This window comes from Enterocloster clostridioformis (assembly GCF_020297485.1).
Taxonomy (GTDB): Bacteria; Bacillota; Clostridia; order Lachnospirales; family Lachnospiraceae; genus Enterocloster; species Enterocloster clostridioformis.
Window position 1 is genome coordinate 3,663,257 of the sequence record NZ_JAIWZC010000001.1, and the last position, 25,660, is coordinate 3,688,916.

Sequence of the window (25,660 nt, forward strand, 5' to 3'; positions counted from 1 at the left end):
GGGCCCATAGGCGGCCTCCCTGAATTATTTTCCATGGGTGCTCTGCCTGATCCCTGACCCATATTAGGTCGTCCACCCATTCTTCCATTTCCCGGAAATCCAGGTTCTCTTCCTCTCATTTCCTGGGTTTCCATTATGATTCCGGATGGATTTACCACTGATTCCCTGTACCCCCGGAAATCATTATGGATATTGGAAACAGACTGTTCCTCCTGTGATTCTTCTGTGGTTGACACCTCAGCCTCACTTATGTTTTCAGCCGGAGCATTCTCTAAATCCTGCTCCATCTGTGCGTCATCATCCTCTGTAAATAAATCTTCGTCCAGCCGTTTCATATCTTTTTTGAGTTCTGCCATTTCCATAACAGCTTTATCATTTTCTGATATGTTCCACATGCCTCTGACCTTTTCCGCGCCTTCGGATGCAATCACCGTATCACAAATTGTATCACAAAGACGGTTAATCATCATATGGTCAGGATACTCATCATACATGGGACTATTTTTATAATCTAATCTGTCGCAAGCTTCTGCCACATAACCCTGTAGGATTCGTATTCCTGACGGATACATGCTTTTCAGGTATTCAATGTCCTGCATCTACTCTCCCTTTTCCAGTTTTCTCTTACCAATATCATATGCGGGCAAAATCCATTATGCGCCAACTTCCCGCACATTTCATAAAATAAATAAAAGACCGGATGTTTTCCAGTCTTTTACAATTATTGCAGATTTAACTTTTCTTAATATAGCCAAGAGCCTGCTCCAATGCCTCCTGTTCCTCATTCCCCAGAACAATATCGGTCTGTCCCATATCCACCACCTTGATATACAGATAACAACCCTCTCGGCTGTGGACGCAGTTTAATACAAATCCGCTGTTTGTATAATCCAACATGGCAAATGCAAAACTGAGATTTCCTCCCATCCCTTTAAAGGCATTGTATTTTACAAGCCCATACTTTTGGAACGAAGCTCTCTGATTCCGGTTCAATGTTCGGATGGAATCCTTATTTGACCTGTCTTCGGCCCTTAAATCTCTGATTTCCTCAATCTGGTCCAGAATGACATCTTCCAGAGTCTCTGCATCTTTTCCTCTCATAAAATAGTCATATTGGCGATCCAGCCTTCTTACTTTTGTCATTGTCGTAATCGTCAATATCAGCAGCAGAACCACTAATATCAATAATCCCGCTATTATGTATGCAGGATCAAAGGGAATTTGATTTAAGATGCTGTTCTCCATATAATATCCATCTCTCCTTTGTACCTAGCGAATTGATTCAATCATTTCTACAATCCGCTCTAATTCTGCTTCAGAATAATATTCAATTTCAATGCGTCCTTTATTTTTATCCTTGTTATGGATGCTGACCTTTGTACCCATGACGCTTTTCATACGTTCTTCCAAACTCTGATATATCAAAGCCAGGGCCTCGTCCTTAGATTTATCCTTCTTCTCTTCCCCGGTCTCTGCTTCCTTTGCAAGGCGCTTTACAAGGCGCTCTGTTTCTCTGACACTGAGCGATTCATCCAATATCATTTTTGCGGCCTTCAATTGAAGCCCTTTATCCTCCAGGGATAATAAAGCTCTCGCATGGCCGCTGGAAATAAGATTCTGAATCAGCATTTCCTGTATCTGTCCATCCAATTTTAAAAGGCGCATGGAATTGGTAATGGTAGCTCTGTTTTTAGATACTCTGACTGCTATTTCCTCCTGAGTCAGCTTAAATTCTGTCACCAAACGCTGATAAGCCAATGCCTCTTCAATAGGATTTAAGTCAGCTCTCTGCACATTTTCAATCAGTGCTATTTCCATGCTCTCCTGCTTATTGTACTCCCGCAGCACAACGGGGATTTCCTTTAATCCGGCTATCTTGGCTGCACGCCATCTGCGTTCTCCGGCAATTATCTCATAAAATGTCCCCTTTTTCTGAACCAAAAGGGGCTGTAAAATTCCGTATCGCCTGATGGAATCAGCCAGCTCAGCCAGCTGTTCCTCATTAAAATCTTTTCTGGGCTGTTCTCTATTGGGTTCAATCAATGCCATTTTTACCATCAATTCCCCGCTTTTGCCATCCTCTTTTTCAGTCGTAGCCGCTTTTGCTTTTGCAATCTCCTCTTCGCTTTCCTTTATAACATCTTCTCCAAAGATGGCTCCCAATCCTTTACCCAATCCTTTTTTAGCCATTACAATTCTTCTCCTCTGCTCATTACTTCTGCCGCAAGCATCCTGTAGCTCTCGGCCCCCGTTGATCTGGAATCGTAAAGATTAATAGACATGCCATGGCTGGGTGCCTCAGCCAGACGTACATTTCTCGGTATAATGGTTTTATAAATTGTTCTGTTCAAACTGCTCTTAACACTTTCCACTACTTCCAGTGATAGATTTGTCCTTGCATCATACATGGTAAATACAACGCCTTCCAATTCCAATTCCGGATTCAACTTTCTTTTAACCAGGTCCACTGTCTTTAATACCTGATTGAGTCCCTCCAGGGCATAGTACTCACACTGTATAGGAACCAGTACGGTATCTGCTGCCGTCAATGCATTTATAGTCAATATATTTAGAGACGGGGGACAATCAATGATGATAAAATCATATGTATCTCGAACTTGATTTAGACAACTGCTCAGAAGCTTTTCCTTATTCTCGACTTCCTGAAATTCAATCTCCGCTCCTGCCAGGTTCATGTCAGAAGGAAGCACATCCAGATTCGGCTGTATTTCCTTAATAATACATTCATCCACAGATGCCTCTTCAATCATCATATCGTAAACAGTTCTATCAAAATCTTCCTGTTCCAACCCCAGTCCGCTGCTGGCATTTCCCTGGGGATCAAAATCCACCAGCATAACATGTTGTCCTGCTTCAGCCAAACAGGCGGAAAGATTAATGGCTGTGGTAGTCTTACCTACACCGCCTTTCTGATTGGCTATTGTTATGATTCGTCCCATACGTATAAATTCCTTTCTCGAAAAAACAAACCTTTCTTCGATTACTTTTACGATTATAACACAAGTCCTATTCTTTTCCTACGGGAAATTAGGAGAAAAGGAGAATTTTCATGTTTTATACAAAAAAATGTTTCACGTGAAACATTTTTAAGGCAGAAAAGTGGCATCCTAATTCTATTGTGTCTTAATAATAATTTAATTCTCTAACCGTTGTAATAGCCCCCAGCTTGTATTATAATGGAGAAGAATCAAAAAACCGGTTATATAATATATAATTTCAGGAGACTATTGAATGAAAACAAGGAATAAATTACTGACCTTACTCATACTGTCATCCGGAGCTGCTGCTGCTACTGCTCTGATTAACAAAGCGATAAAACTTTCGGCCACGTCCCGAAATGTATTGGAAGAACCAGAGGCACTGTGTTATAAGTGGCGTTTAGGAAATATACATTATACTAAGACAGGAACCGGTAAACCGATTCTGATGGTACATGACCTTGCTCCTGCTTCCAGCGGGTACGAATGGAAGAATCTGGTTGGTAAACTTGCTGAGACATATACTGTATATACCATTGATTTGCTGGGATTTGGACGTTCAGAAAAGCCCAATCTTACCTATACAAATTATCTGTATGTACAGCTTCTCTCTGATTTCATAAAATCAGAAATCGGACACAGGACAGACATAGTTGCCAGCGGTTCATCTGCTGCTCTGGGAATCATGGCTTGCAGCAATAGTCCCGAATTATTTAATCAGTTATTATTCATAAATCCGGAGAGCCTTCTCTCCTGCAGTCAGGTGCCTGGAAAGAATGCAAAGCTTTACAAGATTATATTAGATTTGCCCATTGTGGGAACCTTGATATATAATATAGCCTGCAGTAAACAGTTTATAACAAAAGAATTCTTAACCAATTACTATTATAATCCTTACTCAGTAAAAACCAGGATAATTGACGCGTATCATGAATCAGCTCATTTAGGTGAGTCGCCCAAGTCTGTCTATGCCAGCTTAAAATGCAATTATGTTAAATGCAATATTGCGGCTGCCTTAAAGAAAATTGATAACAGCATATACCTGTTAGGCGGAGATGCCATAGATGATATAAGTGAATGCATGGAAGAATACAAAGAATACAATCCAGCTATTGAATGGACTGTTGTACCCAATACAAAATCACTTCCACATTTAGAGAAGCCTACAGAAGTATTCGATGTGATTCAAACTTATTTATCCTAAAACAAGATAATGTTTCACGTGAAACATACGGTTCGGATATATACTCCGAGCCGTTTTTACTATCGCTGCTAGATGATGAAACCCGTTGATTAACTACAGAACCTATATAAAGAAAGGAAAACACAATATGCTACGAATTGGATGTCATTTGTCCTCATCAAAAGGATACCGTGCCATGGCAAAGGACGCAAAAAAAATAAACGCAAATACATTTCAGTTTTTCACCCGTAACCCGCGGGGAGGAAACGCCAAATCCATAGATGAAAATGATGTAAAAGAATTTCTGGCGGAAGCCCAGTCACTGGACATTAATCCTATATTAGCCCATGCCCCTTACACCTTAAACGCCTGTTCGACCGATCCTAAATTAAGAGACTTTGCCAAACGAACCATGGCTGATGATTTAGTTAGAATGGAGTATACTCCTGGCAATATGTATAATTTTCATCCGGGAAGCCATGTAAAACAAGGTACTGAAATTGGCATACAATTTATTGCTGAGATGTTAAATGACATTCTTTCTCCGGAACAGACCACTACTGTTTTGCTGGAAACAATGGCAGGAAAAGGCAGCGAGGTAGGGGGATTTTTTGAAGAATTGAGACAGATTCTTGATTTAATTGAATTAAACAGCCACATGGGTGTCTGCCTTGATACATGCCATATATGGGATGGAGGATATGATATAGCCAATCACTTAGATGATATCCTGACAGAGTTCGATAATAAAATCGGGTTAAAACGTTTAAAGGCCATACACTTAAACGACAGTCAGAATCCGTTGGGCGCGCATAAAGACAGACATGCAAAGTTAGGTGAAGGATATATAGGATTGGACACCTTTAAGCGTATTGTCACTCACCCCGAATTGAGACATCTCCCATTTTATCTGGAAACCCCTAATGATTTGGATGGATATGCACATGAAATACAAATGATGCGTGAGGCCGCAGATTAAATCTGATTGTATGGAAATTTTTAATGAGTATAAACATTCTCATGAATTTATATAACACTTATATACATTTATACAAATGCTTACATAAATACTTATATGAATAACTGTATGAATGACTATCTGAATATCTATATGATTACCTATATGATTACCTATATAAATACCTATATGAATAAAATAATAGGAAGGCACAAATGACACCGTGCCTTCTTATTTAATATAGAAAATTAATATACAAAGCATATGTAAATACCCTTAGCACATTTTAAATGATAGGTAACTAAATTATATCGATCATTCCAAAAAATCTCAAAATAGCACCAAAAAAAGGATGTTTCACGTGAAACATCCCCGCAACCACTTCTACCCCAAAGGCTCCTTGGTCGGCATTCCCGCTTTCCTTGGATACTTCTTTGATATTCCTTTCACCTTCTTAATTATCACCAAAGATCTGGAAACATCTGTACCGGGCAGCATGAATTTATCTACAAATACCAGCTCTCCCCCCAATATTCCAACAGCCTTACCTGCGGACCTAAGCTCATCTTCTATCTCTCCGGATTTATATGGAACAAAGAATCCGCCAATCTTCACAAAAGGCATACAATACTCAGACAAAGAAGCCAAATTTGCCACAGCCCTGGATACGCACAAATCATACATTTCCCTGTGCTCTTTCTGTCTTCCTATATCCTCCGCTCTTCCGTGAATAAATTCCACGTTTTGTAACCCCAACTCATTACAGACTTCCTCCAGAAATTTAACTCTCTTATTTAAGGAATCCAGCAAGGTAAGTTTTATTACGGGAAAAGCTATCTTAAGAGGTATTCCGGGAAATCCAGCCCCTGTACCCACATCAATAATGGATTTTCCCTTCAACATATCTTCCTCATACACGCCGCTGCCGCAGCATCCATCGCCAGAATCCATCACCTTTTTCAATACTCTAAAAAGTGACACGCTGTCACTAAAGTGTTTGGATACAACATCTGCCTCATCTGTTATGGCTGTCAGATTCATGACCTTATTCTTTTCCACCAGCATTTCATAATAAGTAAAAAATTGGTCCAATTGTTTCTCATTTAACTTTATCCCCAGAAGCCCCAGCTCCCGGTCCATCTGCTGTCTAAATGTATCTGTCATATCAGACCCTCTCACTGCTTTCTTGTAAAATGCACCAGCAAAACAGATATGTCTGCCGGTGAAACACCTGATATACGGGATGCCTGTCCAATGGTAGCCGGCTGCACTTTATTCAACTTCTGCACTGCCTCCCTGCGAAGACTGTTGACCTCTGAATAGTCAAAATCCTCCGGCAGCTTCTTATCCTCCAGTTTCCTAAACGATGCCACCTGCTGCATCTGACGCTTTATATAACCTTCATATTTAATCTCAATATTAACCTGTTCTCTGACATCATCAGGAAGCCGGGGCCTGTCCTCATCCAGTTCCTCCAGTTTATCATAATCCAATTCCGGCCTCTTGACCAGCTCTGCCAGTGTAATTCCAGACTTCAATAAAGTACTTCCATATTTTTCCAAAAAAGTCTGTGCCTGACCGTTTACTCCTATAACAGTCTTTTCCAACCGTTTGATCTCTGACTGTATATCATCCACCTTCTTTAAAAGATGTTCATACTCTTCATCGCTTACCAGGCCGATATCATGACCGATTTTCCTGAGTCTGATATCTGCATTATCCTGGCGGAGCAAAAGCCTGTATTCTGCCCTGGAAGTCATCATCCGGTATGGTTCATGGTTTTCCTTTGTTACCAGGTCATCAATAAGAACGCCTATATATGCCTGTGAACGGTCCAGAACCACGGCCTCCCGTCCCTGTATCTTCATCGCGGCATTCACACCAGCCATGAATCCCTGGACGGCCGCTTCCTCATACCCTGAGCTTCCGTTAAACTGTCCGCCCGCAAACAAGCCGGAAATCTTCTTAAACTCCAGGGTAGGCTTAAGCTGAAGCGCGTTAATGCAGTCATATTCAATGGCATAGGCATTTCTCACTATCTTTACCTTTTCAAGTCCCGGAACCGTACGGTACATTGCATACTGTACATCCTCCGGCAGGGAACTGCTCATGCCTCCCAGATACATTTCATTGGTGTATAGCCCCTCCGGCTCCACAAATACCTGATGGCGGTTCTTATCCGGAAATTTGACCACCTTATCCTCGATAGAAGGACAATACCTTGGCCCGGTTCCCTCAATAGCCCCTGAAAACAGAGGTGAACGGTCCAGATTATCCTTGATGATGCGGTGAGTATCTTCATTGGTATACGTCAGCCAGCAGGAAACCTGTTCCTTCTGGATTTCATCCGGATTCGTCGAAAAGGAAAAGGGCACCACCCGGGAATCCCCAAACTGCTCTTCCATTTTGGAAAAATCAATACTCCTCTTATCCACCCTGGCCGGTGTCCCTGTCTTGAACCGGAACATCTCAATCCCATTTTCCTTCAGGGAATCCGTGAGATGGTTGGCTGCCTGAAGGCCGTTAGGCCCTGTAGGATTGCTCACATCCCCATAGATACACCTGGCTTTCAGATACGTTCCTGTGCACAGTACCACAGCCTTTGCGTGATACACCGCGCCGGAAAATGTCTTTACGCCCCTGATTTTCCCGTCCTTCACCATAATTTCCGACACTTCCGCCTGACGTATGGTGAGATGCTCTGTGTTTTCCAGGGTCTTTCTCATATGCCTGCTGTAATCCTGTTTATCAGCCTGAGCCCGCAGGGAATGAACAGCCGGTCCCTTGGATTCGTTGAGCATCTTGGACTGTATGAAGGTCCTGTCTATGTTCTTCCCCATCTCTCCGCCCAGTGCGTCCAGCTCTCTGACCAGATGGCCCTTGGAACTCCCTCCTATGTTGGGATTACAGGGCATCAGCGCTATGCTGTCCACGCTGACAGTGAACATGATCGTTTCCATGCCCAGTCTTGCACTGGCCAGGGCGGCCTCACATCCTGCATGACCGGCGCCGACAATCACCACATCGTATGTTTCTTCTACATAAGGCATCATTCCACGTTCCTCTTCCATCTTAAATTCCCCTATTTACCCATACAGAATTTTGCAAATATCTCATTCACAACATCATCATCCACTGACTCCCCGATAATGAATCCCAGCTGTTCATATGCATTCATCAGGTCAATCGAATAAAAATCCTCCGGCATGCTGTCTTCAACGCTTCCCTTTACCATCAAAAGGCTCTCCAGGCACTGCTCCAGCGCCTCCTTATGGCGCGCATTGGTAATGTAAACCTGGTCATTAAAAGACAGGTCGCCATGATAAAACAGCTTCTTGATTTCCTGCTCCAGCAGCTCAATTCCCTGTTCTTCCTTTGCTGAAACAGGGATCACCTTATGACTGCAGAGCTGTTCCAGCTCCTCTGTCCCCACTTCCAGATCCAAATCCGATTTATTCAGCAATACAATGGTTTTCCTGCCACGGATAAAATCCATGATTTCCCTGTCGCTTTCATCCAGCGGCCTGGAACCATCCACCACATAGATAATCAAATCAGCATCCCTGGCCGCTTTCAGCGCCCGGTCCACACCGATTTTCTCAACCACATCCTCCGTATCCCTGATTCCCGCCGTATCCACCACATTAAGGCTGATTCCCTGCAAATATATATGCTCTTCCAGAGTATCCCTGGTGGTTCCCGCAACCTCGGTGACAATGGCCCTCTCTTCTCCTAAAAGCACATTCATCAGGGAGGATTTACCTGCATTGGGCTTGCCCAGTATGACTGTCTTTACCCCTTCAGACATAACCCTGCCGTCATCTGCGGACAGGAGAAGCTTTCTCGCCTCATCAATCATGGGTGCCAGCGCATCCATAAGCTGACTCCCATATCCATCCAGTGATATGTGTTCCGGGTCATCGAGAGCTGATTCGATAAACGCAATCTGATACAATATCTGGCTGCGCAGTTCCTTAATCTTATTGGACACCGAACCGCTCAGCTGGCTCACCGAGCTTTTCAGCGCATACTCATTGGTGGCGTGAATCACATCTGCCACCGCCTCGGCCTGAGACAAATCCAGCCTTCCATTTAAGAAAGCCCTCTTTGTAAACTCTCCCGGCTCAGCTGTTCTGGCCCCCGCGTGAAGAACGGTCTCCAGAATCCGCCTGACCATAAGCACTCCCCCATGGCAGTCAATCTCCACCGTATCCTCAGCCGTATAGCTGTGGGGTCCCTTCATAATGATCACCAGGGCCTCGTCCACCTTTTCATCCCCGTCATATATATACCCGTAATGGACTGTATGGGACTGGGCAAGACTCAGACTTACCCTCTCTCCCTTCCTGTTTCGGAATATGGAATCGATCACGGAAAATGCTTCCTCTCCGCTGATTCGCACGATTCCGATTCCTGAGTTGCTCATGCCTGTGGCTATGGCCGCTATCGTATCTGTCTTCATAAGCTCTCCTCACAATAGAGCAAAAAGGCCGTCGCTTCAGCAACAGCCTCTTAACCTGTTTCATTACTGCCTGCATCCAATCAACCGTGGATGGGCTTATTCTTCTTCACCGGCAGCAGTCTCTGCTGATGCATCTGAACTTGTCTGAGATGCACTGTTTCCATTGGTGCGGCGGTTATTCCTATATCCGCCGGAACGGTCGGAACGTTCATAACGTCCCCCTTTATTCCTGTCATAGCGTCCTTTGCGGTCGCCGGATGCAGCTTCCTTCTTAAGCGCAATCACCACATGGCGGAAGGGTTCTTCCCCTTCGCTTCTGGTGGTAACATACTTATCATTCTGAAGGGCCGCATGGATGATTCTTCTTTCATAAGGATTCATAGGTTCAAGGGATACCGGTCTCTTAGTCCTCTTAACCTTATAGGCAATGTTCTTAGCCAGGGTCTCCAGGGTTTCCTTCCTTCTCTCACGGTAATTCTCAGTATCCAGCTTAACCCTGAGATATCCTTCCGTTCCCTTGTTCACAATAAGGCTCACCAGATACTGAAGAGAATCCAGGGTCTGGCCTCTCTTGCCGATAAGGATTCCCATATCCTCGCCTTCCAGGTTTAAGGACAACTCCTGCTCCTCCTGGTTATATGCAGCCGTAATGTTCACCTGCATATTCATTGCCTCAAATATCTGAGACAGGAAATCCATCGCTCTATCCTCAATGGACTCTTTTTTCTTAGCACGAATGATGGCTGGTTTTGCGCCGATACCAAGGAATCCTGTACTTCCTTTATCAACCACTTCATATTCCAGTTTGTCGCTGGTGGTTTCAAGTTCGATTAACGCCTTTGTAACTGCTTCGTCCACTGTCTTGGCAGTAACTGTAATCATATCCATACAAAACCCTCCTACTTTTTACCCTTCTCGTGCTTCTCATTATACTTGGAAACCATGTTAGCCTTAGCCGCCAGACTTCCGGGCTTGGCATTATCATTATAGTACTTGGTAGACTCCTCAACAATGGACTTAGTCTTAGCGATCTTAGCCATCTGGGCCTGTTCTGCCTTTTCTTCCCTTGCCTCAATCTTCTTGAGCATCTCGTCTACATTGCCCACTTTTGTAGGAGGAAGGCCTTTCTTTGCACGCTTCTTGTTGGTCTTTTCAATGTTCTTCTGAACCAGGTCGTCAATATCAACTTTATTAAGGTAAGAATTGATTCCCACCTGCTGGATAATGGTGAATACACTCTGTGCAACCCAGTAAAGTCCGATACCGGATGCAAATGAGAAACAGAAGAATACGGACATTAAAGGCATGGTCACATTCATGCTCTTCATCATGTTTGCGCCCGGAGCATCTTCAGACTGCTGGGGCTGATTGGCCGTCATCAGCTTGGTGCTGTACCACTGGCTCAAACCTGCCAGCAGCGGAATACAAAGCGCCGCAATTGCAGTCATCAGCGTGGTGTTGTCAACCTTATTAAAATAGTTCATGATAACCTGCATAGGTGTGTATGCAATGTTCAGACCAAAGAAGTTCTGCATGTTCTCAATGGCATCCACTACTCTTACGCCGGTTTCCGTAACTGCCTGTCCCACGGAAGAAAAAGCGTTGACCAGTGAATCCCACTGCTGTCCTGTCAGCTTATATAATAAATCAATGACTGTGTTTACATTGGTATAGTCAAATCTCTCACCCACCATCTTGTGGGCCTGCGCCAGGTCTGTAAATGCCTGAGACGCCTCATATCCGCTGGGAAGCTTGCTTACCACTGCTTCATAATATACCCTTACGGACTGTACGTATGCAGGAATATTGTAGATGACGCGGTACAACGCGAAAATAATAGGCATCTGGATCAGAAGAGGGAGGCATCCGCCTGTCATGGATGTGCCGTACTTCTCATAAACCGCCTTAATTTCGGTCTGCATCATCATGGCGTACTTCTGGTCATTTTCCTTGCCCTTGTACTTTTTCTGAATGGCTGTAATTTCGGGCTGCATGACCGCCATGAGTTTTGATGATTTCTGCTGCTTAATGGTAAGAGGTATCATCAGCACCTTTGTTACAAGGGTAAATAAAATGATACATAAACCAATATTCAATATCCCGAAGGCACTGGTAAAACGGAACAATAAGTCCATGATCCCCCCCAGGATATCAGCTATCGGCCCCAGAATACCTCCTGTTTTTGTCAATAATACTGCGCCAGCTATACTGTTCAATACACTACCTCCTTCGATCTACGGAACTGGATCATAACCGCCTTCTGCAAATGGGTGACAACGGAGTATCCTCTTGCAGGCCAACCATGTACCTTTTAACGCACCATACTTCTTCAATGCCTCAATGGCGTATTGAGAGCATGTAGGTGTGTAAATACAGTGAGTTCTTACTTTAAGGGGTGACAGAAATTTCTGGTAGCCCCTTACAAACAAAATCAGACATCTTGCCATAATCACTTCACTTCGATTCTTTTAAAATGTGATGCAGTCCGCACAGGTGCAGGTAAGCACCCTCCAAATGTTTGTAATCCGATTGTCTGGCAGCGCCTCTCGCTACCAGGATGATGTTTAACCCAGTCTTTATTCTGTAATTGTTTAAACGGAAAATCTCTCTTAAAAGCCTTGTTATATGATGGCGGACAACGCTGTTGCCCACTTTTTTGCTCACAGATATGCCAATGCGGTTTTCATCTTCCCCGGTTTTCATCACATACATCACCAGCAGTCTGTTCGCATAGGAAGTTCCATTCCTGTATATCACCTGGAACTCACTGTTCTTCTTAACGGAAGGAAATCGTTTCATCCGAAACTCCTTACAATCAGGTTGTCAAAACACTCCCCTTTTTTCCGGGAAGGTAAGAAAAGAAAAGGCCACATGATGCTGTGGCCCGTAGTTCTTTTGCTTTAAGCTTGAAACAATTAAGCAGATAATCTTGCTCTACCTTTAGATCTTCTGGCAGCAATAACTTTTCTACCGCCTGTAGTCTTCATTCTTGCTCTAAAGCCATGAACTTTCGCTCTCTGTCTCTTCTTGGGCTGAAATGTCATCTTCATATCCGGGCACCTCCTATCAAAAATTATGTGGCAATGTGAAAACACACATTTAGACTAGTATAATTAAACATCTTCTCAATTATATAGAAGAAATCCGCCTTCGTCAAGCGGATTTTCTCAAAAATCAACAAAAAAGCTGCAAAAAAGGACAGTCTCAGAGACTGTCCCAACAAGATGTGTGCATTGCAAAACTACATTACTATATTTAGTATAAATCCGGTTCCCTGCCTATCCTCTGCTGTCTGGTATTACCTTCAGCAGGATTCCGGCCACAGCCGTCACGATAATTCCTGCCACCAGGGCTTCCGGCACTCCCTGCATACCGATGATTCCCAATATTACTCCATATACCCATTTGGCTGTCCAGCTGGCAGCAGACGCATACTGATCCCCAAACAAAAGATAAATCAAGTTCATAACCAGAAGTGTGTTAGTCAGGGATCCGGCTACGCCTGCCGCAAACAATGCGGTCCCCTGCTTATTTCTCCTGTTCTTAAGCATCCTCATAAACAGACGGTACACATAATAGGCCACAACCCCAATCAGTATTCGCGGAACCAGGCAGATAACCAGGCTTCCCGGATTTCCGTGAAACTGTCCCATGGTAACAAAGGGTGAAAACACAAAAGACGTGGGATTTGGCATGAAGGTATTCTTCCACAAACTGGTCAGGCCGAATGTCAACCCCAGGAATGCCCCATATTTCGGTCCCAGAATAATGGCTCCGATAATCACAGGGATATGAACGGTGGTCGCATTCATGAATCCAAGCGGAATGTACCCTAAGAATGGCACAAAGGCCATGATTACGATAATGGCTGCAATGACTGCTGCCAATACCAGGTCGCGGGTTTTGGATAAAGTATTCATTTTTTCCTCCTGCTACTGTTCTTATGATAAAGATACAATGCAATGCTACAACGTAATTATAAGTAAAAATCACCCCAGCGTCAATGTTTCATGCTTATGTTTTCCTTTCTGTGCAAGGTTATTTTCACATCGGATCCCAGATTAACATAACATTATCCACAAAATGTGGATAAGTTGTGGATAAGTATGGGATAATGGCCGTTTTTTCCCCAGCCCGATCTAAAAAATCCAGAATTTATGAATATTTCCACCATGTGTAAAACTCCAGTTAACTTTCTCACGATTTTTGTGGACAAAAGATCTTTCCACACTGCTTACACAAGGCTTCCACCCCCAATTCACAAAGTTATCCACAATATTTTACACTTGTCATTGAAAAAATTTTTACTTTAGTATACAATAGATTTAGATTGGGCAATTCTGCAATACAGTTTTAGGAGACAAAAAATGATCGAAAAAATCAAAGAAAACTGGGACAAAATCTTACTTACTTTAAAAGAAGAACACGAAATATCCAATATCTCCTACAGTACCTGGCTGGAACCCTTAAAGCCGCACTCTTTTAAAGACAACACAGTAACCATCATTGTTCCCGAACAGACCTTTTTACAATATGTAAATAAAAAATACGGATTTTTATTAAAGGTAACCATCTCGGAATTCCTTGAAAAGGAATGCGAGGTGGATTTCAAAGTTAAGGAGCAAATCGCGGAGACGGAGGAACCGTCTGCGCCCCAGCTGATTAAGAATAACAAGGTTTCTGTCAGCCCCGATGTCATACAGAGTGCCAACTTAAATCCCAAGTATACCTTTGATACCTTTGTTGTAGGCGGAAATAACAACCTGGCCCATGCTGCTGCCCTGGCCGTGGCTGAATCCCCGGGTGAGATATACAACCCTCTCTTTATATATGGAGGCGTGGGACTTGGCAAAACCCATCTGATGCATGCCATCGCCCACTTCATATTAAAGAACAACGCGAAATCCAAGATACTGTACGTCACCTCAGAAACCTTTACCAACGAGCTGATTGACGCCATCCGTAATAAAAACAACATAACCACCACGGAATTCAGGGAAAAATACAGGAACAACGATGTCCTTCTCATCGACGATATCCAGTTCATCATAGGTAAGGAAAGCACCCAGGAGGAGTTCTTCCATACCTTTAACACATTATATGAATCAAAGAAGCAGATTATAATATCCTCAGATAAACCGCCAAAAGAAATTGAGACACTGGAGGAACGTCTCCGATCCCGTTTTGAATGGGGCCTGACCGTGGACATCCAGTCCCCTGATTATGAGACAAGAATGGCGATTCTGCGCAAAAAGGAGGAGATGGAAGGATATAATATAGATAACGAGGTAATTAAATACATCGCTACCAATATCAAATCCAATATCCGTGAGCTGGAGGGAGCCCTGACAAAAATCGTCGCGTTATCAAGGCTTAACAAATGCGACATCACACTGGAACTGGCCGAGGAAGCCTTAAAGGACATCATTTCCCCCAATGCCCAGAGGGAAGTGACACCGGACCTGATTATTCAGGTGGTTTCCGATCATTTTGGCCTTACCCCCCTGGATATCTCATCCCAGAAACGTAATAAGGAAATCGTATACCCAAGGCAGATCGTCATGTACCTGTGCAGGGATATGACGGCCACTCCTCTCCAGACTATCGGACGGTACCTGGGAGGAAGGGACCATACCACCATTATACATGGCGCCGAGAAGATAACCGGTGACATGGCAAAGGACGACACATTGAGAAATACCATAGAGATACTGAAAAAGAAGATCAATCCACAATAGACAGTGGAATCCATGTGGACGGGCTGTTGATAACTGATCGTTTCTGAAGGACTTGTGAATGACTTTTAACCACCTGTGGATAAACTTTAAGTTTTCCCTCATGAAAGTGGATGGTTTCCACATCCTGTTCCACAGGTGCTTGTCCTTAATTATCAAGGACTTCAGACAGTTTTACACAAACCCACAGCCCCTACTACGGTTTCTTCGAAAATTATTTATATCTTCACTCACAGATGACACATCGGGCACACAATTACTCTGAAAGGAAGTTATCAACATTATGAAGTTAAGATTTCAAAAAGACGCCATTGTTAATGGAATTAATATTGTAATGAAAGCTGTACCTTCCAAGACCACCATGACCATTCTTGAATGCATACTCATTGACGCCAGCACCAGCGAAATCAAGCTTACAGGCAATGATATGGAATTAGGAATCGAGACAAGGGTTGAGGGAGACATACTGGAACACGGCAAGATCGCGTTAGATGCAAAGCTGTTCTCTGAAATTACCAGAAGGCTTTCCAGCGAAAATGCGTCCGTTACCATTGAATCAGACGATAAGTTCAACACAACCATACGCTGTGAAAACTCCGTGTTCAATATCCAGGGACGTGACGGGGAAGAGTTTGCATACCTTCCCTATATAGAAAAGGATAAATATATCTGCCTGTCCCAGTTCACCTTAAAGGAGGTCATCCAGCAGACCATCTTCTCCATCGCCCCTAATGACAGCAATAAGATGATGGCCGGAGAGCTGTTTGAAGTCAATGAAAACCAGCTGAAGGTGGTCTCCTTAGACGGACACAGAATCTCCATCCGCAAGGTGCGCTTAAAAGACCACTATGAGGACACCAAGGTAATCGTACCGGGCAAGACCCTCAGCGAGGTCAGCAAAATATTAGGCGGAGATAATGAAAAAGAAGTGCTGATTTATTTCAGCACCAACCATATTCTCTTTGAATTTGACAATACAATGGTGGTGTCCCGTCTGATTGAAGGTGAATATTTCAGAATCAGCCAGATGCTTTCCAGCGATTATGAGACAAGGGTATCTGTGAACAAGAAGGAATTCCTGGACTGTATTGAACGGGCCACTATCCTGATCCGTGAAAATGACAAGAAGCCTCTTATAATCAATATCGGAGATAACTCCATGGAGCTGAAGCTGAACTCCAGTTTTGGCTCCATGAATGCGGAATTGATGATTCACAAGACAGGTAAGGACATCATGATTGGATTTAATCCCAAGTTCCTCATCGATGCGCTGCGCGTCATTGACGGCGAGGATATCAATATTTATATGATGAATCCCAAGTCCCCATGCTTTATCAAGGACGAGGAGGAAAGTTACATTTATCTGATTCTTCCTGTTAATTTTAATGCTGCCACTGTCTAAGAGAGGAAAAGTATGGAAATAATTAAGCTTAGGGAAGACTATATCAAGCTGGGTCAGGCGCTGAAAGCGGCTGGCCTGGCAGAATCAGGCGTAGAAGCCAAATATGCTGCCCAGGACGGCCTTATACAGGTAAACGGCGAGACTGTTTATCAGCGTGGGAAAAAACTGGTGGACGGTGATGTGGTCACCTATAAGGGTGAAACCATTAAAATCACGAAGTGACAGACTGGCAGGGAAATCCATGATTATTGAATCCATAGAACTGAAAAATTACCGCAATTACAAAGAACTACATATGGAGTTTAATCAGGGAACCAATATACTCTATGGGGACAATGCCCAGGGAAAGACCAATATCCTGGAGGCAGTGTATGTGTGCTGCACGTCCAAATCACATAAAAGCGCCAAGGACAGGGATATCATCCGGTTCAATCAGGATGAATCCCATATTAAATTGCAGATAAGGAAGAACAATGTCCCTTACCGCATTGACATGCATCTGAAAAAGAACAAGCCAAAGGGCATTGCCATCAATGGGGTTCCCATACGCAAGGCCAGCGAACTGTTCGGCATAGCCAATGTGGTATTCTTCTCGCCGGAGGACCTGAATATCATAAAGAACGGGCCTTCCGAGAGGAGGCGGTTCATTGATATGGAACTGTGCCAGCTGAATAAACTCTATGTCCATTCCCTTGTACAGTACAATAAGGTCCTCCTTCAGCGCAACAAGCTGTTAAAGGAACTGTATTTCAGGCCGGAGTATGAGGAAACCCTGGATGTATGGGATATGCAGCTGGTGAATTACGGACGTGAAGTGATTAAGTTCCGGAGGGATTTCATTAAGCAGCTCAATGAAATCATACACGCCATTCATCTGAGTCTCACAGGCGGCAGGGAGGATATTACCATTTCCTATGAACCCTACACCCAGGAAGACCAGATGGAGGATGTCCTTAAGAGGAACCGGGCCCAGGACATGAAACAGAAGACCACATTGTCGGGACCTCACAGGGATGACATAAGCTTTATTGTAAATGGTATTGATATACGCAGGTTTGGGTCCCAGGGGCAGCAGCGCACTGCGGCCCTGTCCCTTAAGCTGTCAGAGCTTGAGCTGGTCAAGCAATTGAGCCATAACGACCCAATCCTGCTTTTGGATGATGTGTTATCAGAGCTTGACAGCAGCAGGCAGAACCATCTGCTGTCAGCCATTAAACATATACAGACTATGATTACCTGCACGGGTCTGGATGATTTTGTCAATAACAGGTTCCAGATTGATAAGGTATTCAAGGTAATTGACGGAACTGTCATCAACGAGAATTAATGCCGTACTAGAAAGAAAGGATGATTATATAACATGGGAGAGCAATACGGAGCAGATCAGATTCAGATTTTGGAAGGACTTGAGGCGGTCAGGAAACGGCCTGGCATGTATATAGGCAGCACATCTGCCAGAGGTCTCCATCATCTGGTGTATGAGATTGTAGATAATGCGGTAGATGAAGCCTTGGCGGGATATTGTGATTCCATCGATGTGACCATCAACGAGGACAATTCCATCACAGTGGTGGATGACGGCCGCGGTATTCCGGTGGATATCCAGAAAAAGGCAGGACTTCCTGCCGTGGAAGTTGTATTCACCATCCTCCATGCGGGCGGTAAGTTCGGCAACGGCGGATATAAGGTATCCGGCGGACTTCATGGCGTTGGTGCTTCGGTTGTCAATGCATTGTCTGAATGGCTGGAGGTCCAGGTCTATAAAGATGGAAATATTTACCAGCAACGGTATGAAAGGGGAAAGGTAACATATCCCTTAAAGATAGTGGGCAAATGCGGTCCGGAACAGCATGGCACAAAGGTCACCTTTCTGCCTGACAAGGAAATATTTGAGGAGACAGTCTATGATTACGATACTCTGAAAATCCGGCTCAGGGAGACAGCGTTCCTGACGAAGAACCTGAAGATCATCCTTAAGGATAACAGGGAAGAAAAAAAAGAAAAGGTATTCCATTATGAAGGCGGAATCAAGGAATTCGTCACATACCTGAACAAGGGAAAGACCCCTATCTATGATCAGGTTATTTACTGTGAGGGAACCAGGGAAGGCGTGTATGTGGAAGTGTCCATGCAGCACAATGATTCCTATACCGAGAATATATACACATTTGTAAACAACATTAATACGCCTGAGGGAGGCACTCACCTCACCGGCTTTAAGAATGCTCTGACCAAGACCTTCAACGACTATGCCAGGGAGAAAAAGCTCTTAAAGGACAGCGAGGATAACCTGTCCGGCGAGGACATACGTGAGGGCCTGACAGCCATCATCAGTGTTAAGATCGAGGATCCTCAGTTTGAGGGCCAGACAAAACAGAAGCTGGGCAACAGCGAGGCCCGTGCAGCGGTGGATAATATTGTCAGCGAGCAGCTGACCTATTTCCTTGAGCAGAATCCGGCTGTGGCCAAGTCCATGTGTGAGAAATCCATACTGGCACAGAGGGCCCGTGCGGCTGCCAGAAAGGCCAGGGACTTAACGCGCCGCAAATCAGCCCTGGACGGCATGGCCCTTCCGGGCAAACTGGCTGACTGTTCTGACAAAAATCCGGAAAACTGCGAGATTTACATTGTAGAGGGAGATTCCGCAGGCGGTTCCGCAAAGACAGCACGTTCACGTGCCACTCAGGCCATACTTCCCCTGCGCGGTAAAATTCTCAACGTGGAGAAGGCCAGAATGGATCGTATTTACGGCAATGCGGAAATCAAGGCCATGATAACTGCATTTGGAACAGGTATTCATGACGATTTTGATATATCCAAACTCCGCTACCACAAAATCATCATCATGACGGATGCCGATGTGGACGGAGCTCATATCAGTACCCTTCTTCTGACCTTTATTTACAGGTTTATGCCGGAGTTAATCAAACAGGGATATGTATATCTGGCCCAGCCGCCTCTGTATAAGGTGGAGAAGAATAAAAAGGTATGGTACGCGTACAGTGACGAGGAGCTGAATTCCATCCTCATGGACATTGGACGCGACAACAGCAATAAAATCCAGCGTTACAAAGGTTTGGGAGAGATGGATGCGGAGCAGCTGTGGGAGACAACCATGGATCCGGAGCGCAGGATACTTCTGCGTGTCACCATGGATGAGGAAACCACGTCTGAAGTAGATTTGACCTTCACCACCCTCATGGGCGACCAGGTAGAACCCAGAAGGGAATTCATTGAGGCCAACGCGAAAAAGGTGAAGAACTTAGATATCTGATTTTAGACTGCAAACATAAAGGAGATTGAATATGGAACCAAATGTATTTGACAAGGTTCATGAAGTAGACCTTAAGAAAACCATGGAACAGTCTTATATCGACTATGCCATGAGTGTTATCAGCGCCAGGGCCCTGCCTGATGTCAGGGACGGCCTTAAGCCCGTACAGAGGCGTGTGCTTTATTCCATGATAGAGCTGAACAACGGTCCGGATAAGCCGCATCGTAAGTGCGCCCGTATCGTCGGTGATACAATGGGTAAGTACCATCCCCATGGAGACAGCTCCATCTACGGCGCGCTGGTTAACATGGCGCAGCAGTGGTCCACCCGTTATCCCCTGGTGGACGGACACGGAAACTTTGGTTCTGTGGACGGCGACGGCGCGGCAGCCATGCGTTATACCGAGGCCCGCTTAAGCAAGATTTCCATGGAAATGCTGGCAGATATCAATAAAGATACCGTGGACTTCGTACCTAACTTCGATGAAACCGAGAGGGAGCCCCTTGTCCTTCCTTCCAGATACCCTAACCTGCTGGTAAACGGCACCTCCGGTATTGCCGTTGGTATGGCCACCAACATACCGCCTCACAATCTGAGGGAAATCATCGGCGCGGTGGTCAAGATGATTGACAACAGGGTGGAGGAGGATAGGGAGACCTCCCTGGAAGAAATCATGGAGATTGTAAAGGGACCTGATTTCCCCACTGGCGCCACCATTCTGGGAAGAAGAGGAATCGAGGAAGCTTACCGCACGGGCCGCGCGAAAATCAAGGTGCGCGCCGTGACCAACATAGAGACCATGGCCAACGGAAAGTCCAGAATTATTGTGACGGAACTTCCCTACATGGTAAATAAGGCACGTCTCATTGAGAAAATCGCAGACCTGGTCAAGGAAAAGAAAATTGACGGCATTACCTACATTGGAGATGAGTCTAACCGTGAAGGCATGCGGATCAACATAGAGCTGCGCCGGGATGTAAATGCCAATGTAATCCTGAACCAGCTGTTAAAGCATACCCAGCTTCAGGACACCTTCGGCGTTATCATGCTGGCTCTCATTAATAACCAGCCAAAGGTACTGAACCTGCACCAGATGCTGGAGGAGTACCTAAAGCATCAGGAAGAGGTAGTTACCAGAAGGACCCAGTATGATTTAAACAAGGCAGAAGAAAGAGCCCATATATTAAAGGGACTGCTCATTGCCCTGGATCACATTGACGAGGTAATCCGCATCATCCGCGGATCAGCTAATGTGGCGGATGCCAAGAACCAGTTGATGGAGCGCTTCGGGCTTTCCGACGCACAGTCACAGGCCATTGTGGATATGAGGCTCCGCGCTCTCACAGGTTTGGAACGTGAGAAGCTGGAGAACGAGTACAGGGAACTTCAGGCAAAGATCGAGGAGTTGAAGGCAATCCTTGCAGATGAGAAGAAGCTGCTTACCGTTATCCGGGACGAGATCATGATCATCTCTGATAAATACGGGGATGACCGCCGCACGGCCATTGGATATGACGACGATATGTCCATGGAGGACCTGATTCCGGACGAGGATACCATCATTGCTATGACCCATCTGGGTTATATCAAGCGCATGGACGTGGATAATTTCAGGAGCCAGAACAGGGGAGGTAAGGGAATCAAGGGCATGCAGACCATTGAGGAGGACTATATTGAGGACCTTCTCATGACCACCAACCATCACTATATGATGTTCTTTACCAATACCGGACGCGTATACCGTCTGAAGGCATATGAGATACCGGAGGCAGGACGTACGGCCAGGGGAACGGCTATTATAAACCTTCTGCAGCTGATGCCGGAGGAAAAGATTACGGCCATTATCCCCATGCGTGAATTCAACGATGACAAATATCTGTTCATGGCTACCCAAAACGGCATGGTCAAGAAAACGCCTATGGTTGAGTATGAGCATGTGCGCAAGAATGGACTTCAGGCCATTGTGCTTCGTGACGGCGATGAGCTGATAGAGGTAAAGGCAACAGATAATACCCAGGATATCCTTCTTGTCACACGCAAGGGAATGTGTATCCGTTTCAACGAGACAGACGTAAGAGTGACCGGCCGTGTATCTATAGGCGTCATCGGAATGCGTTTTGAGGAAGATGACGAAGTCATCGGAATGCAGATGCAGAGCCAGGGAGACAGCCTTCTGGTGGTTTCCGAGAACGGCATGGGCAAACGCACTATGATTACGGAATTCAGCTCCCAGAACAGGGGCGGAAAGGGTGTTATCTGCTACAAGTGTACGGATAAGACAGGTTATCTTGTAGGTGCCAAGCTGGTAAATGACGGCAGGGAAATCATGATAATAACGACAGAAGGCATTATTATCCGCATGAAGGTTGACGATATATCCGTGATTGGACGCAATACCTCCGGCGTCAAGCTTATGAGCATTAATCAGGATTCTGACATCAAGGTGGCAAGTATAGCCAAGGTAAGGGAAAGCGTTACCAAGGACAGCAATGTATATGATGAAGAGTATTACAAGGAAGAGAGCGAAGCAGATGTAGATTCAGATGAAACGGTTTAAGATTTAGTTCCATGAAAAGGCTGTCAGTTACGACAGCCTTTTTACGAAAAGATTTAATATAATATTGCCAGGGAGCCGGACTGCATACTGCCCGGTGCTGTGTTTAACTTAAAAACCAGCAGGTTCTCTTCCGCGGAAGCCCTTCGGCGTCTCAGGGATTATGACGGTGAACCCGTATCTCCGTCGGAATTCATACCTTTGGCAGAAGAGACCGGCCTTATCGATGACCTGAGCTGGATTGTGCTGGAGGAGATCTGCATGCTTTTCGGACAGAGTCGGGGCAAAATAGATTCCGTATCCATCAATCTTTCCATGCAGCAGTTCGAGGACCGCAGTCTCTCCGGGAGAATCCATGAATGTCTGAAACGGTCCGGACTCAGTCCGGATAAACTGAAAATTGAGGTTACGGAACGGGTCCTGCTCCAGGACATGGACTATATGAAAATGATTATGGAGGAGATGACAGGAGAAGGATTTGGGTTTTATCTGGATGATTTCGGTACCGGATATTCCAATATATCCTGCGCCCTGTCCCTTCCCCTTGAGTACATCAAGCTGGACAGAAGTCTACGGAAAGTCCATGCCCGAAGATGAATTTAAGGCTGCCATAGCAAAAGGATGGGAGGAACAAAGAAAATGAGGGAGATATCCGCAGCAACCATTACAAAAGCAATAAGGGATATGTGTATTGAGGCCAATTACGGACTGGCTCCGGATATGAGAAAGGTCTTTGAAAAAGCAGTGGAGGAGGAGGAATCCCCTCTGGGGCGCCAGGTTCTGGAACAGCTTAAGGAGAATCTTAGAATTGCGGGAGAGGACAGCATACCTATTTGTCAGGATACAGGTATGGCTGTGGTATTCATGAAAATAGGACAGGATGTACATATCACAGGGGGAAGACTGGCTGATGCTGTCAATGAAGGCGTACGTCAGGGATATGAACAGGGATATCTCCGTAAATCCGTGGTGGGGGACCCTATTGAGAGAATCAATACAAAGGACAATACGCCGGCGGTTATTCACTGTGAAATTACAGATGGGGAACAGATTGACATAACAGTGGCTCCCAAGGGATTTGGAAGTGAGAATATGAGCCGTGTATTCATGTTAAAGCCGGCTGATGGCCTGGAAGGGGTAAAGGAATCCATCCTTCAGGCAGTGAGAGAGGCAGGACCCAATGCCTGTCCGCCCATGGTGGTGGGGGTGGGCATAGGCGGGACCTTTGAGAAATGCGCCCAGATGGCAAAGCACGCCCTGACCAGGGATATAGAGAATAAGCCTGAAAGGCAGTGGGTCAGAGAGCTGGAAGAGGATATGTTAAAGCGAATCAACCAGTCCGGCATCGGTCCCGGAGGACTGGGAGGAAGGGTGACAGCCCTTGCCGTGAACATAGAGACCTTTGCCACCCATATTGCCGGCCTTCCCCTTGCCGTAAACATATGCTGCCATGTAAACCGTCATGCCCGCAGAGTACTGTAAATGAGAAAGGAGTCCTGTTCAGATGAATCGGCATATAAATGTACCCATGACAAAAGAGAAAGCTGCCTCCTTAAAGGCAGGAGATTATGTATATCTTACAGGAACCATTTATACGGCCAGGGATGCCGCCCATAAGCGGATGGACGAGGCCCTGGACAGAGGGGAAGCACTGCCGTTTGATATAGAGGGCAGCATCATATATTACATGGGACCGTCCCCTGCCAGGGAGGGAAGACCCATCGGCTCTGCCGGTCCAACTACAGCCAGCCGTATGGATAAGTATACGCCCCGGCTTCTGGATCTGGGCATGAGAGCTATGATAGGAAAGGGAAAGAGAAACAGGGATGTTATGGATGCCATTGTGCGCGGCGGGGCTGTTTATTTTGCCGCTGTGGGAGGAGCAGGAGCCATTTTGTCCAAATGCATTCTTTCATCCGAAATTGTTGCATATGAAGATTTAGGCACGGAGGCAGTCCGCAGACTGACCATTCAGGATTTTCCGGTGGTTGTGGTAATGGATACACTTGGTAATAATCTATATGAAACAGCAGTAAAGGAATTTTGTACTCTGTAGCGAGGGGATATGAAGCGGATTATATATATGGTACTCATGAATTTACTCCATGCACCCATGTGGTTCTTCACCATTGCACGTATGGCCAGGGAAGAGGATACAAGGACAGCCGCTGAGAAGTATGGGTATATATCAGAGATGGTAAAGAGGATTAACAGAAGGGGAAGGGTTACGGTCACTGCAACGGGAACAGAGTATATTCCGTCTGAGGATGGGTTTATACTGTTTCCGAACCATCAGGGGCTGTTTGATATGCTTGCCCTGTTTTCAACCTGTCCAAGACCTTTATCTGTTGTAATAAAGAAAGAGGCATCCAACTGGATTCTGGTAAAGCAGGTTCTGGGGGCTACCAATAGCCTTGCCATGAACAGGGATGATATAAAAGACCAGGTACGCATCATAACGGAAGTCACCAAACTGGTAAAGTCAGGCCGTAACTTTGTTATATTTGCGGAAGGCCACCGGAGCCGCAACGGAAACGAGATACTGGATTTTAAGAGCGGTACATTTAAAAGCGCTGTAAAAGCAGGCTGTCCCATTGTACCTGTGGCACTGATTAATTCCTTCCGGCCCTTTGATATGAACTCATTAAAAAGGGAAGAAGTGCAGGTTCACTACATGAAGCCCATTCTGCCGGATCAATATATGGAAATGAAAACCTCAGAAATAGCACATCTTGTGCACGACCGGATACAGGAAGAAATAAATAAAAATCTCACCCAAAATGGCTTGACAAGCTAAAGTCTATTTAGTATAATGGTCAATGCGTCTGAGGGCAAGCATGTCTAAAGAAGCAATCATATGGAAAATATCAATTCGGAGAAATACTCAAGAGGCCGAAGAGGCGCCCCTGCTAAGGGTGTAGGTCGGGAAACCGGCGCGAGGGTTCAAATCCCTCTTTCTCCGCTCTGTTTTCCAAATGATTATTTTTTTCACTCTTGTTTGAAAGATGAAAAAAATTAAAAAGATGTTGACAGTAAATGACAGTTGTGGTATAGTTAATACCCGCTGGACAAAAAACAGCGTTTGACGATTGA

The 25,660-nt window shown here is 45.1% G+C and carries 24 protein-coding genes and 1 tRNA gene; 13 read left to right on the plus strand and 12 right to left on the minus strand.

Features of this window, described 5'->3' with window-relative positions; genetic code table 11:
- Positions 1-732 precede the first annotated feature (732 nt).
- The 3 genes from LA360_RS18440 to LA360_RS18450 are packed head-to-tail and all read right to left on the minus strand — an operon-like array spanning position 733 to position 2,960.
- A complete protein-coding gene (locus LA360_RS18440; RefSeq protein ID WP_022202909.1) occupies positions 733-1,245 on the minus strand; it encodes a DUF4446 family protein in 513 nt (170 codons plus the stop codon).
- Between the two features lie 24 nt (positions 1,246-1,269).
- Positions 1,270-2,190 carry a ParB/RepB/Spo0J family partition protein gene (locus tag LA360_RS18445; protein ID WP_022202910.1) on the minus strand — a complete coding sequence of 307 codons (921 nt, stop codon included), beginning with the start codon at positions 2,188-2,190 and terminating at the stop codon, positions 1,270-1,272.
- Positions 2,190-2,960: a ParA family protein gene (locus LA360_RS18450; protein WP_002585031.1), complete on the minus strand. Its 771-nt coding sequence runs from the start codon at positions 2,958-2,960 to the stop codon at positions 2,190-2,192. The genes LA360_RS18445 and LA360_RS18450 overlap by 1 nt, the downstream gene beginning before the upstream one ends.
- Positions 2,961-3,252: 292 nt before the next feature.
- Between LA360_RS18450 and LA360_RS18455 the strand changes: the two genes are divergently transcribed.
- Entirely contained in the window at positions 3,253-4,203 is a 951-nt protein-coding gene (locus LA360_RS18455; RefSeq protein ID WP_022202911.1) for an alpha/beta fold hydrolase, read from the plus strand.
- A 127-nt stretch (positions 4,204-4,330) separates the two neighbouring features.
- Complete coding sequence (locus LA360_RS18460) at positions 4,331-5,161, plus strand: deoxyribonuclease IV (protein ID WP_112481466.1); 831 nt, start codon at positions 4,331-4,333, stop codon at positions 5,159-5,161.
- Between the two features lie 363 nt (positions 5,162-5,524).
- Here the strand turns inward: LA360_RS18460 and rsmG are convergent, their stop codons facing one another.
- From rsmG to LA360_RS18505, 9 genes are all read right to left on the minus strand, one after another.
- Positions 5,525-6,304, minus strand: a complete 780-nt coding sequence (gene rsmG / locus LA360_RS18465; RefSeq protein ID WP_022202913.1) for a 16S rRNA (guanine(527)-N(7))-methyltransferase RsmG — start codon at positions 6,302-6,304, stop codon at positions 5,525-5,527.
- An 11-nt stretch (positions 6,305-6,315) separates the two neighbouring features.
- The gene (mnmG, locus tag LA360_RS18470) at positions 6,316-8,193 is read right to left on the minus strand and encodes a tRNA uridine-5-carboxymethylaminomethyl(34) synthesis enzyme MnmG (protein WP_057572745.1); all 1,878 of its coding nucleotides are present in this window, start codon (positions 8,191-8,193) and stop codon (positions 6,316-6,318) included.
- Positions 8,194-8,222: 29 nt separating this feature from the next.
- Positions 8,223-9,602, minus strand: a complete 1,380-nt coding sequence (mnmE, locus tag LA360_RS18475) for a tRNA uridine-5-carboxymethylaminomethyl(34) synthesis GTPase MnmE (RefSeq protein WP_022201316.1) — start codon at positions 9,600-9,602, stop codon at positions 8,223-8,225.
- A 96-nt stretch (positions 9,603-9,698) separates the two neighbouring features.
- Positions 9,699-10,490, minus strand: coding sequence for an RNA-binding cell elongation regulator Jag/EloR (jag, locus tag LA360_RS18480; protein ID WP_022201317.1), 792 nt, complete (start codon positions 10,488-10,490; stop codon positions 9,699-9,701).
- Between the two features lie 11 nt (positions 10,491-10,501).
- Positions 10,502-11,818, minus strand: a complete 1,317-nt coding sequence (locus LA360_RS18485) for a YidC/Oxa1 family membrane protein insertase (protein WP_022201318.1) — start codon at positions 11,816-11,818, stop codon at positions 10,502-10,504.
- Positions 11,819-11,836: 18 nt separating this feature from the next.
- A complete protein-coding gene (yidD, locus tag LA360_RS18490; protein ID WP_074664212.1) occupies positions 11,837-12,049 on the minus strand; it encodes a membrane protein insertion efficiency factor YidD in 213 nt (70 codons plus the stop codon).
- Between the two features lie 7 nt (positions 12,050-12,056).
- Positions 12,057-12,401 (minus strand): ribonuclease P protein component, encoded by a 345-nt coding sequence (rnpA, locus tag LA360_RS18495; RefSeq protein WP_022201319.1) that lies wholly within the window; start codon positions 12,399-12,401, stop codon positions 12,057-12,059.
- A 116-nt stretch (positions 12,402-12,517) separates the two neighbouring features.
- A complete protein-coding gene (gene rpmH, locus LA360_RS18500; protein ID WP_038259243.1) occupies positions 12,518-12,652 on the minus strand; it encodes a 50S ribosomal protein L34 in 135 nt (44 codons plus the stop codon).
- 228 nt (positions 12,653-12,880) lie between these two features.
- Positions 12,881-13,522, minus strand: a complete 642-nt coding sequence (locus LA360_RS18505) for an ECF transporter S component (RefSeq protein WP_022201320.1) — start codon at positions 13,520-13,522, stop codon at positions 12,881-12,883.
- A 447-nt stretch (positions 13,523-13,969) separates the two neighbouring features.
- Between LA360_RS18505 and dnaA the strand changes: the two genes are divergently transcribed.
- The 11 genes from dnaA to LA360_RS18560 all read left to right on the plus strand — a co-directional run bounded on the left by dnaA (position 13,970) and on the right by LA360_RS18560 (position 25,529).
- Positions 13,970-15,340: a chromosomal replication initiator protein DnaA gene (gene dnaA / locus LA360_RS18510; RefSeq protein WP_022201321.1), complete on the plus strand. Its 1,371-nt coding sequence runs from the start codon at positions 13,970-13,972 to the stop codon at positions 15,338-15,340.
- A 280-nt stretch (positions 15,341-15,620) separates the two neighbouring features.
- Entirely contained in the window at positions 15,621-16,739 is a 1,119-nt protein-coding gene (gene dnaN / locus LA360_RS18515; RefSeq protein WP_022201322.1) for a DNA polymerase III subunit beta, read from the plus strand.
- Positions 16,740-16,751: 12 nt separating this feature from the next.
- Positions 16,752-16,961 (plus strand): RNA-binding S4 domain-containing protein, encoded by a 210-nt coding sequence (locus LA360_RS18520; protein WP_022201323.1) that lies wholly within the window; start codon positions 16,752-16,754, stop codon positions 16,959-16,961.
- 19 nt (positions 16,962-16,980) lie between these two features.
- Positions 16,981-18,066: a DNA replication/repair protein RecF gene (gene recF, locus LA360_RS18525; protein ID WP_022201324.1), complete on the plus strand. Its 1,086-nt coding sequence runs from the start codon at positions 16,981-16,983 to the stop codon at positions 18,064-18,066.
- Positions 18,067-18,099: 33 nt separating this feature from the next.
- Positions 18,100-20,013: a DNA topoisomerase (ATP-hydrolyzing) subunit B gene (gene gyrB, locus LA360_RS18530; RefSeq protein WP_057572742.1), complete on the plus strand. Its 1,914-nt coding sequence runs from the start codon at positions 18,100-18,102 to the stop codon at positions 20,011-20,013.
- Between the two features lie 31 nt (positions 20,014-20,044).
- The gene (gene gyrA, locus LA360_RS18535; RefSeq protein WP_112481467.1) at positions 20,045-22,570 is read left to right on the plus strand and encodes a DNA gyrase subunit A; all 2,526 of its coding nucleotides are present in this window, start codon (positions 20,045-20,047) and stop codon (positions 22,568-22,570) included.
- A 99-nt stretch (positions 22,571-22,669) separates the two neighbouring features.
- Positions 22,670-23,164, plus strand: coding sequence for an EAL domain-containing protein (locus LA360_RS18540; protein ID WP_022201705.1), 495 nt, complete (start codon positions 22,670-22,672; stop codon positions 23,162-23,164).
- A 42-nt stretch (positions 23,165-23,206) separates the two neighbouring features.
- The gene (locus tag LA360_RS18545; RefSeq protein ID WP_057572744.1) at positions 23,207-24,049 is read left to right on the plus strand and encodes a fumarate hydratase; all 843 of its coding nucleotides are present in this window, start codon (positions 23,207-23,209) and stop codon (positions 24,047-24,049) included.
- Between the two features lie 22 nt (positions 24,050-24,071).
- The gene (locus LA360_RS18550; RefSeq protein WP_022201707.1) at positions 24,072-24,623 is read left to right on the plus strand and encodes a Fe-S-containing hydro-lyase; all 552 of its coding nucleotides are present in this window, start codon (positions 24,072-24,074) and stop codon (positions 24,621-24,623) included.
- 9 nt (positions 24,624-24,632) lie between these two features.
- Entirely contained in the window at positions 24,633-25,364 is a 732-nt protein-coding gene (locus LA360_RS18555; RefSeq protein WP_022201708.1) for a lysophospholipid acyltransferase family protein, read from the plus strand.
- 77 nt (positions 25,365-25,441) lie between these two features.
- Positions 25,442-25,529, plus strand: a tRNA-Ser gene (locus LA360_RS18560).
- Positions 25,530-25,660: the final 131 nt, after the last annotated feature.

What these genes read in the sequence shown, in the direction of transcription:
- LA360_RS18440 (WP_022202909.1), bottom strand. Translation starts at nt 1,245, where the DNA reads ATGGAGAACAGCATCTTAAATCAAATTCCCTTTGATCCTGCATACATA.
- LA360_RS18445 (WP_022202910.1), bottom strand. Translation starts at nt 2,190, where the DNA reads ATGGCTAAAAAAGGATTGGGTAAAGGATTGGGAGCCATCTTTGGAGAA.
- LA360_RS18450 (WP_002585031.1), bottom strand. Translation starts at nt 2,960, where the DNA reads ATGGGACGAATCATAACAATAGCCAATCAGAAAGGCGGTGTAGGTAAG.
- LA360_RS18455 (WP_022202911.1), top strand. Translation starts at nt 3,253, where the DNA reads ATGAAAACAAGGAATAAATTACTGACCTTACTCATACTGTCATCCGGA.
- LA360_RS18460 (WP_112481466.1), top strand. Translation starts at nt 4,331, where the DNA reads ATGCTACGAATTGGATGTCATTTGTCCTCATCAAAAGGATACCGTGCC.
- rsmG (WP_022202913.1), bottom strand. Translation starts at nt 6,304, where the DNA reads ATGACAGATACATTTAGACAGCAGATGGACCGGGAGCTGGGGCTTCTG.
- mnmG (WP_057572745.1), bottom strand. Translation starts at nt 8,193, where the DNA reads ATGATGCCTTATGTAGAAGAAACATACGATGTGGTGATTGTCGGCGCC.
- mnmE (WP_022201316.1), bottom strand. Translation starts at nt 9,602, where the DNA reads ATGAAGACAGATACGATAGCGGCCATAGCCACAGGCATGAGCAACTCA.
- jag (WP_022201317.1), bottom strand. Translation starts at nt 10,490, where the DNA reads ATGGATATGATTACAGTTACTGCCAAGACAGTGGACGAAGCAGTTACA.
- yidD (WP_074664212.1), bottom strand. Translation starts at nt 12,049, where the DNA reads ATGGCAAGATGTCTGATTTTGTTTGTAAGGGGCTACCAGAAATTTCTG.
- rnpA (WP_022201319.1), bottom strand. Translation starts at nt 12,401, where the DNA reads ATGAAACGATTTCCTTCCGTTAAGAAGAACAGTGAGTTCCAGGTGATA.
- rpmH (WP_038259243.1), bottom strand. Translation starts at nt 12,652, where the DNA reads ATGAAGATGACATTTCAGCCCAAGAAGAGACAGAGAGCGAAAGTTCAT.
- LA360_RS18505 (WP_022201320.1), bottom strand. Translation starts at nt 13,522, where the DNA reads ATGAATACTTTATCCAAAACCCGCGACCTGGTATTGGCAGCAGTCATT.
- dnaA (WP_022201321.1), top strand. Translation starts at nt 13,970, where the DNA reads ATGATCGAAAAAATCAAAGAAAACTGGGACAAAATCTTACTTACTTTA.
- dnaN (WP_022201322.1), top strand. Translation starts at nt 15,621, where the DNA reads ATGAAGTTAAGATTTCAAAAAGACGCCATTGTTAATGGAATTAATATT.
- LA360_RS18520 (WP_022201323.1), top strand. Translation starts at nt 16,752, where the DNA reads ATGGAAATAATTAAGCTTAGGGAAGACTATATCAAGCTGGGTCAGGCG.
- recF (WP_022201324.1), top strand. Translation starts at nt 16,981, where the DNA reads ATGATTATTGAATCCATAGAACTGAAAAATTACCGCAATTACAAAGAA.
- gyrB (WP_057572742.1), top strand. Translation starts at nt 18,100, where the DNA reads ATGGGAGAGCAATACGGAGCAGATCAGATTCAGATTTTGGAAGGACTT.
- gyrA (WP_112481467.1), top strand. Translation starts at nt 20,045, where the DNA reads ATGGAACCAAATGTATTTGACAAGGTTCATGAAGTAGACCTTAAGAAA.
- LA360_RS18545 (WP_057572744.1), top strand. Translation starts at nt 23,207, where the DNA reads ATGAGGGAGATATCCGCAGCAACCATTACAAAAGCAATAAGGGATATG.
- LA360_RS18550 (WP_022201707.1), top strand. Translation starts at nt 24,072, where the DNA reads ATGAATCGGCATATAAATGTACCCATGACAAAAGAGAAAGCTGCCTCC.
- LA360_RS18555 (WP_022201708.1), top strand. Translation starts at nt 24,633, where the DNA reads ATGAAGCGGATTATATATATGGTACTCATGAATTTACTCCATGCACCC.